Origin of the sequence: Rhodococcus sp. EPR-147 (genome assembly GCF_001647185.1) — a bacterium.
GTDB lineage: Bacteria > Actinomycetota > Actinomycetes > Mycobacteriales > Mycobacteriaceae > Rhodococcoides.
Genome location: NZ_LVCU01000156.1, coordinates 1 through 8,163, shown reverse-complemented (window position 1 = coordinate 8,163; position 8,163 = coordinate 1). Strand labels below are relative to the sequence as shown.

General features: G+C 64.5%; 7 protein-coding genes and 1 pseudogene. 2 read left to right on the top strand and 6 right to left on the bottom strand.

Translation table 11 applies throughout. The features are described 5' to 3' along the window. The 3 genes and pseudogenes from A2J02_RS07645 to A2J02_RS07635 form a co-directional block, all read right to left on the bottom strand. Positions 1-225 (bottom strand): annotated as a pseudogene (locus tag A2J02_RS07645) (ABC transporter permease); the annotation flags it as partial. Beyond that, positions 222-1,100, bottom strand: coding sequence for an ABC transporter ATP-binding protein (locus A2J02_RS07640; RefSeq protein ID WP_068048817.1), 879 nt, complete (start codon positions 1,098-1,100; stop codon positions 222-224). The pseudogene A2J02_RS07645 and the gene A2J02_RS07640, both read right to left, overlap by 4 nt. Continuing rightward, complete coding sequence (locus A2J02_RS07635) at positions 1,097-1,711, bottom strand: TetR/AcrR family transcriptional regulator (protein WP_068048820.1); 615 nt, start codon at positions 1,709-1,711, stop codon at positions 1,097-1,099. The genes A2J02_RS07640 and A2J02_RS07635 overlap by 4 nt, the downstream gene beginning before the upstream one ends. A gap of 54 nt (positions 1,712-1,765) precedes the next feature. Here A2J02_RS07635 and A2J02_RS07630 point away from each other — a divergent pair, with 54 nt between their 5' ends. Both A2J02_RS07630 and A2J02_RS07625 read left to right on the top strand, forming a co-directional pair. Then, entirely contained in the window at positions 1,766-3,724 is a 1,959-nt protein-coding gene (locus tag A2J02_RS07630) for a M13 family metallopeptidase (protein WP_068048814.1), read from the top strand. A 33-nt stretch (positions 3,725-3,757) separates the two neighbouring features. Continuing rightward, positions 3,758-5,068 carry a cytochrome P450 gene (locus A2J02_RS07625; RefSeq protein ID WP_068048811.1) on the top strand — a complete coding sequence of 437 codons (1,311 nt, stop codon included), beginning with the start codon at positions 3,758-3,760 and terminating at the stop codon, positions 5,066-5,068. Here A2J02_RS07625 and A2J02_RS07620 read toward each other — a convergent pair. From A2J02_RS07620 to A2J02_RS07610, 3 genes are all read right to left on the bottom strand, one after another. Continuing rightward, positions 5,046-6,125 (bottom strand): ABC transporter ATP-binding protein, encoded by a 1,080-nt coding sequence (locus tag A2J02_RS07620; protein WP_068048807.1) that lies wholly within the window; start codon positions 6,123-6,125, stop codon positions 5,046-5,048. The two genes, A2J02_RS07625 and A2J02_RS07620, sit on opposite strands and share 23 nt — an antisense overlap. Continuing rightward, a complete protein-coding gene (locus tag A2J02_RS07615; RefSeq protein ID WP_068048804.1) occupies positions 6,125-7,450 on the bottom strand; it encodes an ABC transporter substrate-binding protein in 1,326 nt (441 codons plus the stop codon). Before A2J02_RS07615 ends, A2J02_RS07620 begins: the two co-directional genes overlap by 1 nt. A gap of 28 nt (positions 7,451-7,478) precedes the next feature. Next, the coding region (locus tag A2J02_RS07610; protein ID WP_068048800.1) for a carbohydrate ABC transporter permease at positions 7,479-8,163 on the bottom strand (685 nt) is incomplete at its 5' end.

Sequence of the window (8,163 nt, the reverse complement as noted above, 5' to 3'; positions counted from 1 at the left end):
GAGATCGCTGCCGAAGATCGGGCCGACGAGTGCCGCCTGTGCCGGTGCCGACAGCGTGCCGAGATAGAAGGCCTGACGGTCCGCCGCCGTCGGATACAGACCCTCGAAGCTGACCGCGTAGAGCAAGGGCAGCGCGCCGAGCAGAACGATCCACACCGGTGCCACCACACGATCGCGGCGCAGATACAACCGCAGCAACGCCCCCGTCCCGGTCAGGGCATTCATGCGTAGTACCTCAGGAACAGTTCCTCGAGCGTCGGAGCGGAACTGGCCAAGCTCCGCACTCCCGCGTCGGCCAGCACGTGCATCGTCGCCGCGAGGGCGTCGTTCTCGACGGTGCAGGTGACGGAGGAACGGTCCACGCTCACCGCGCTCACTCCGGGCAGTGCCGCCAGACCGTCGGGCACTCGGTCGAGCACCGCGGTGATCGTGGTGCGGGTCAGGTGCCGCATCGAGGCCAGAGTCCCGGTATCGACCGTCCGCCCCTCTCTGACGATGGTCACCGAACTGCACAGCGCATCCACCTCGGACAGGATGTGCGAAGACAACAGCACCGTGACTCCGCGTCGGGCAGCATCTTTCACGCAGTCGCCGAAGTGCTGTTCCATCAGCGGATCGAGTCCCGATGTGGGTTCGTCGAGGATCAGCAACTCGACGTCGGAAGCCAGGGCCGAAATCAGCGCGACCTTCTGCCGATTGCCCTTGGAGTAGGTGCGGGTGCGCTTGCCCGGGTCGAGGGAGAACCGTTCGAGCAATTCGGCGCGGCGGGCGGGGTCGAGACCGCCGCGCATTCGGCCGAGCAGATCGATCACCTCACCGCCGGTGAGCGACGGCCACAGGGTCACGTCGCCGGGAACGTAGGCCAGACGTCGATGCAGCGCCACCGTGTCGGCCGACGGATCGCCGCCGAGCAAGCGCACCTGTCCCGACGTCGGACGGACGAGACCGAGCAGAACCCGAATGGTCGTGGATTTGCCTGCCCCGTTGGGGCCCAGGAATCCGTGCACCTCACCAGTCGGTACGTGCAGGTCCAGTCCGTCGAGCGCCCGGACCGAACCGAACGTCTTCACCAGGCCGTCCACGGAAATTGCTTCGGTCATGACGTGGCCTCCAGATAGGTGTCCAAAGCCAGGGAGTCGGTGAACAATCCGTCGGTGTAGAGCTCGAGTGCAGGAAGCATGATCTCGTCACCGAGCGCGCTCAGGGCCTCGCGGAAATCGACGTCGGGGCCGGCCATCTGCACGTACAACAGCAGTCCGCCGACGTTCTGCCGCGTCAGGAATCGGGCGCGTGCCGCAGAGTCTCGACTGGGTGTGAAACGGCCGTCGCGAACACCGTCGTCGATGTAGCGGACGGCGTCGTCGACCATGTGCTCGAACAACTCTCGCGCCAATGTGCCGCCTGCGGAGAAGCTCCGCACGATGTAGGCGACGAGCGGGGCGTACTCGTCGATTCGGGCGAGCTGTTCCATCATTCCGGCGGGGGCGGACGACGCGGCCTTCGACTCCCGGATCACCCGCAGGACGTGCTCGTCGCACGCAGTACGCAGGCCGTCCTTGGACCCGAAGTGGTGATTGAGCAGCCCCGGAGAGACACCTGCCGCGGTGGCGATGGACCGCACGCCCGCGGTGAAACCCTGCGAGCCGAAAACGCCGATCGCGGTGTCGCGGATTCGAGCCTTGGTGGTGAGATCCTCCGATGCTGTACGCATGTACAGCACACTAAACATCCGTTCAATCAGACGCAAGAGTGTAAAGATGGACGGATGACTTCAGTAGTGAACTCGGGCATCGATCTCAGCTACCAGGACGAGAACACACGCGCGCAGGACGACCTGTTCGTGCACGTCAACGGCAAATGGCTCGAGGAGTACGCCATCCCGGCCGACCGCGCCGTCGACGGCGCATTCCGCACCTTGTACGACCGTGCCGAGGTCGACGTCCAGACCATCATCGAAGAGTCCGCCGACGCGAACCCGCCAGCGGGCAGCGATGCGCAGAAGATCGGCGACCTGTTCTCGAGCTTCATGGATGCCGACCGCGCGGAGCAGCTCGGCGTGACTCCCATCGCCGACGAGCTCACCGCCATCTCCGACGCCACCGACCTCGTCACCCTCGCAGGCGTTCTCGGCTCCCTGCAGCGCACGGGCGTGGGCGGCGCCATCGGGCACTACGTCGACACCGACGCCAAGCAGTCCGATCGCTACCTCGTGCACTTCAGCCAGTCCGGAATCGGTCTGCCCGACGAGTCGTACTACCGCCAGGACGAGTACGCGGACATTCGCGCGAGCTACATCGCGCACATCTCGAAGATGTTCGCGCTCAGCGGCATCGAGTACGACGCGCAGACGGTGTTCGACCTCGAGCAGAAGATCGCCGCCGGTCACTGGGACGTCGTCGCCAGGCGGGACGCCGAGAAGAGCTACAACCTCGTCGATTTCGACACGCTGGTCAAGAGCGGTGCCGGGTTCAATTGGGCTGCATGGATTTCCGGGCTCGGCGCAACCACCGAGCAGTTCGCCGAGATCGTGGTTCGGCAGCCTCCGTTCCTCAGCACTTTCGTCTCGCTGTGGAATTCCGAGGACATCGAAGCGTGGAAGGCGTGGCTGGCGTGGCGCGTCGTGCATTCACGGGCACCGTTTCTGACGAGCGCGATCGTCGACGAGAACTTCGCGTTCTACGGAACGACGCTGACCGGAACCGAGGAGAACCGCGAGCGCTGGAAGCGCGGCGTCTCCCTGGTGCAGGACGTGCTCGGTGAGGCCGTCGGAAAGCTGTACGTCGAACGCCATTTCCCGGCCGACTCCAAGGCTCGAATGAAGGTGCTGGTCGACAATCTCACCGAGGCGTACCGCCGCAACATCTCCGAGCTCGAATGGATGAGCCCGGAGACTCGACAGAAGGCGTTGGACAAGCTGGGCAAGTTCACCCCCAAGATCGGCTACCCCGATCGGTGGCGTGACTACTCGGGCGTCGAGATCAGCGCCGACGACCTGCTCGGTAACTACCGCCGCGGCTACACCGCGGACTACCAGCGCGACCTCGACAAGCTCGGCGGACCCGTCGACCGCGACGAGTGGTTCATGACGCCACAGACCGTCAACGCGTACTACAACCCCGGTATGAACGAGATCGTCTTTCCCGCAGCCATTCTGCAGCCACCGTTCTTCGACCCCGAGGCCGACGACGCGGCCAACTACGGCGGTATCGGAGCGGTGATCGGCCACGAGATCGGTCACGGATTCGACGATCAGGGTGCCAAGTACGACGGTGACGGCAACATGGTCGACTGGTGGACCGACAGCGACCGCACCGAATTCGGCAAGCGCACCACGGCCCTGATCGAGCAGTACAACGAGTTCGAGCCCAAGGCCCTGCCCGGCCACAAGGTGAACGGCGAGTTCACCATCGGCGAGAACATCGGCGACCGCGGTGGTCTGTCGATCGCCGTCGCCGCGTACGAGATCTCGCTCGAAGGCAAACAAGCACCGGTGCTCGACGGTTTGACCGGCCTGCAGCGAGTGTTCTTCGGCTGGTCGCAGGTGTGGCGGACCAAGGCTCGCGACGCCGAGGCGATCCGCCGACTCGCCGTCGATCCGCACTCGCCGCCGGAGTTCCGCTGCAACGGCGTCGTGCGAAATCTCGACAGTTTTCACGAAGCATTCGACGTACAGCCCGGAGATGCGCTGTACTTGGACCCGGGGAAGCGCGTCAAGATCTGGTAGTTCCAGGTAGGGCAATCGGGGAGGGAATTTCTGATGAGGGAATACGCACGCTGGCTGGCTGCTCACGGGGTGATTCGGTTTGCGGCCAAACGCGCAGCGGCCGCGGGCGATCCGCAGGCGATGCTGGTGGCCGATCCGGTGACGCGGGCAAATCCGACGCCGGTCTACGAGAAGCTGCGCGCCACCGCACCGCTGGTGAAGACTCGGATCTCGAACATCACCGTGCATCACCGGGTGGCGTTCGACCTGCTGCGCTCGGACGACTTCCGCGTCACGCAGCTGGGTGCGACCCTTCCCGGGCCGTTGCGGTGGATCGAGCGGCACACCAGATCCGGGGCACTGCACCCGATTCTGCCGCCCTCACTGCTCTCGGTTGAGCCGCCGGACCACACCAGGTACCGGAAGCTGGTGTCCTCGGTCTTCACCGTCCGCGCAGTGCAGAAGATGCGCGATCAGGTGCAGGAAACGGCCGATGCTCTGCTCGACGAGCTGTCCGACGGCTCCCCGGTGGTCGACATCGTCGATCGCTACTGCGCGCGCCTGCCGGTTGCTGTGATCGGGCGGATCCTCGGTGTACCGGTCGAGGACAATCAGCGGGTTCTCGAATTCGGTGAGATGGCTGCACCCAGTCTCGACATCGGCCTGTCGTGGGATCAGTTCAAGCAGGTCGAGCGTGGCCTGATCGGATTCGACGCCTGGCTCTCGCAACACATCGCAGAACTGCGCCGCAATCCCGGTGACGATCTGATGAGTCAGCTGATCGCCGCGAAGGACGAGGGCGTCGGCCTCAACGACGAGGAGCTCAGGGCCACTGCGGGATTGGTGTTGGCCGCAGGTTTCGAAACCACCGTCAACCTCCTCGGCAGCGGCATCCAACTGCTGCTCGACAACCCCGACCAGCTCGCCGTACTGCAGCAGGACCCGTCGCACTGGCCGACGGCCATCGACGAAATGTTGCGGATGGAATCACCGGTACAGCTGACCGCACGGATGGCCAAGCGCGACGTCGAGGTCGAGGGAGTGACGGTGCACGAGGGCAAGCTCGTCGTGCTGGTGCTCGCCGGTGCCAATCGGGATCCGCTGGTGTTCGAGGACCCGGACAGGTTCGACGTCACCCGCGCCAATGCCGGCAAACACCTGTCGTTCTCGGGTGGACGCCACTACTGCCTCGGGGCAGCGCTCGCGAAGGCAGAATCCGAAGTGGGCCTGAAGGCGTTGTTCGACAGATTCCCCCACCTGCGCTCGGCAGGCGAAGGAACCCGTCGCAACACCCGAGTCCTGCACGGATGGGCCACGCTGCCCATCGACCTCGGTGAACCGGCTACGACAACCGCAGGCCGGTAACGGAGTCGAAGAAGAACAACTCGTCCAGCTTGGGCACCAGTCGAATGGTTTCGGCCAGGGCGATCGACAACTTGCGGTCCACGCGAACCGCGATGCGGCCGGAGGTTGTCGACCAACCGCCGTCGGTGCTGGGCGCGGAGGCGTAGACGAACGACTCCGCACCCAGCTCCTCGATCAGCTCGACGGTGAGCTGCAACCCACCACCGTCACCCACCAGATCCCACGACTCCGGGCGGATACCGACAACGACGCGCTCGCCCGCCGAGGACGGGACGGGTATGCGCAACTCGCCGAGTACGGCCGCGCCGTCGCGCACCGGAGCGTCGACCAGATTCATTCCGGGTGACCCGATGAATCCCGCGACGAACGTGTTGACGGGGTTGTCGTAGAGCTCCCGCGGAGCGGCGATCTGCTGCAGCTTCCCGTCGAGCAGAACCGCGACGCGATCACCCATCGTCATGGCCTCGACCTGATCGTGGGTGACGTACACCGTAGTGGTGCCCAGTCGTCTTTGCAGACCGGCGATCTGGGCTCTGGTCGACACCCGCAGCTTGGCGTCGAGGTTGGACAGCGGTTCGTCCATACAGAACACCTTGGGTTGACGCACGATCGCGCGCCCCATGGCCACTCGCTGACGCTGCCCGCCGGAGAGCTTGCCGGGCTTGCGACCCAGCAACGGCTCGAGCTCGAGCATCCTCGCCGCGTCGAGTACTCGTGCTGCGGTGTCGGACTTGCTCATTCCGGCATTGCGCAGCGCGAATCCCATGTTGTCGCCGACGGTCATGTTGGGGTACAGCGCGTAGTTCTGGAACACCATCGCAACGTCCCTGGCCCGCGGAGCCAGCGAGGTGACGTCCACTCCGCCGATGTCGATACGGCCGCTTTCGACGGACTCGAGACCGGCGAGCATCCGCAGACTCGTCGACTTCCCACAGCCCGAAGGTCCGACGAGAACGATGAATTCACCGTCCGCGATGTCGAGTTCGAGGTTGTCGACAGCGAGCGAATCGGCACCCGGGTACCGGTGCGAGACACCGGCGTAGTGAACGGCGGCCATTACTTCGGCAGCTTCGGGGTGATCTGGCGGTCGATGATCTGCTGCAGCTGATCCGAGATGGACGCGAACGTCGTTGCGACATCGGCGTTCTGCAGCGCGATCTGCTCGAGTCCGCTGCCGATGATCTTGTCGCCACCGGGGACGAACACGCGGGCGTAGTCCTGCGAACGAGTCAGCGCCAATTGGTCGACGGCCGTCTTGGCGTTGGGGTTCGCCTCGAGGAATGCGATCTCCGACGGGTCCTGCTGCGCAGACTTGCGGACCGGCATGTAACCGGTGTTCTGCGAGAAGTATGCGGTGTTGGCACCGTTGGTGACGAAGTCGATGAACTTGAGCGCGTTCACCTTTCGCTCCTCCGAGATCTTCGCCGGAATGGCCAGGCCTGCTCCACCGGTGGGGCAGCCGGGAGTGCCGTCGGTGGCCGGCAGGAAGGCGGTACCGAACTCGAACGCGGCACCGGCCTTGATGGTGGAGAGGTCGCCCGTCGAGGCGATGGTGGACGCCAGGATGCCCGCGGCGAAGTCGTTGGCGATGTCGTTGGACACCGCGGCGTACTTCTTCGTGTGGATCATGTCCTGCAGGAACTTGCCTGCCGCAATGGTATTGGGATCGTCGAACTTCAGCTCGAACTGATCGGAGTACGATCCGCCGAACGTCCAGATCGGTCCCTCGAACGTCCATCCGAGGTAGTCGACAGCGTTGCCCCAACCGTGAGCGAGCTTGCCGTCTCCGACGACGGCCTGGATGCGCGGGCCCCACTCGTCGAACTCCTGCCAGGTGGCCGGCCCACGATCGGGCAGTCCGGCCTGCTGCCACACGGCCTTGTTGTAGTAGAACAGCGGCGTCGAACGCGCGTACGGCAAGGCCCAGTGGTTGCCGTTCCAGTTGTAGTCGGCCAGCAGCGAATCCACGTAATCGGACTGGTCGACGCCTGCTGCGGAGAAGTGCTTGTCGAGCGGCTCGATGGCACCGGTGAGCGCGTAGTTGAACCACCAGACGTCCGAGAGCACGACCACGTCGGGCACATCGTTGCCCGAGAGCGCCGCGTTGAACTTCTGCGACACCTCCTCGTAGTTCTTGCCACCGTCGATGAGATTGACCGTCAGGCCCGGGTTCTCCGCCTGGAAGCGCGAGATCAGTTCCCTCTCGAACTCCTGGGACTTGCCCGGGTGGTTCGACCAGAAGTTGATGGTGTTCGCATCGCCTTCGACAGCCTCGCCGCCCGACCCGCCCGATCCGGGACCGCTGCACGCCGCAAGGGCTGCGGCGGCCGCAGCTGCGCCGGTGAGCGTGAGGAAGCCACGCCGATTGATGATGTGTGCCATGGTGTTCGACTCCTGATAGTGAGGTGAATCAGCCCTTGACCGCACCGGAGGTGAGGCCCTTGATCATGTGGCGTTGCAGGACGAGAAAGACGAGAAGGATCGGCAGAATGGTCAGCACCGTCGCGGCCATCACCGCGCCCCAGTTGGTGTAGCCCTCGCTGTTCTGGAGCAGCGTCAATCCCACCGGAAGCGGTGCGACCGAGGAGTCGTCGGACATCAGGAACGGCCAGAGGTATTCGTTCCATTCGGTGACGATCGTGATGATGGCGAAGGCCACCATGGTCGGGCCCGACAGCGGCAGGATCACCCGGAACATCAGCCGTACCGGCCCGGCACCGTCCATCCGCGCGGCTTCGATGATCTCCGGCGGCAACGACAGGAAGTGATTGCGCATCAGGAAGGTACCGAAGGCGACGCCGGCCAGCGGAATGATGATGCCCTGGAACGAGTTCCGCCAACCCAACTCGGAGATGAGCGAGTAGTTGGAGATGACGGTGATCTGATTGGGCACCATGAGCGCGGCGATGATGACGAGAAAGACGATGTTCTTGCCCGGGAAGCGCAGGAACACCAGACCGTAGGCGCTGAGTACCCCGAGGACGAACTTGATGGACGACACGGCCGTGGTGATGATGATGGAGTTGCGCAGGTACGTGAAGAACGGCACCTCCGTCGTCGCCTCGTCGTAGTTCTGCGGGTGAAACACGCTGGGC

Coding starts and splice junctions, on each gene's coding strand:
- A2J02_RS07640 (WP_068048817.1), bottom strand. CDS start 1,100: ATGACCGAAGCAATTTCCGTGGACGGCCTGGTGAAGACGTTCGGTTCG.
- A2J02_RS07635 (WP_068048820.1), bottom strand. CDS start 1,711: ATGCGTACAGCATCGGAGGATCTCACCACCAAGGCTCGAATCCGCGAC.
- A2J02_RS07630 (WP_068048814.1), top strand. CDS start 1,766: ATGACTTCAGTAGTGAACTCGGGCATCGATCTCAGCTACCAGGACGAG.
- A2J02_RS07625 (WP_068048811.1), top strand. CDS start 3,758: ATGAGGGAATACGCACGCTGGCTGGCTGCTCACGGGGTGATTCGGTTT.
- A2J02_RS07620 (WP_068048807.1), bottom strand. CDS start 6,125: ATGGCCGCCGTTCACTACGCCGGTGTCTCGCACCGGTACCCGGGTGCC.
- A2J02_RS07615 (WP_068048804.1), bottom strand. CDS start 7,450: ATGGCACACATCATCAATCGGCGTGGCTTCCTCACGCTCACCGGCGCA.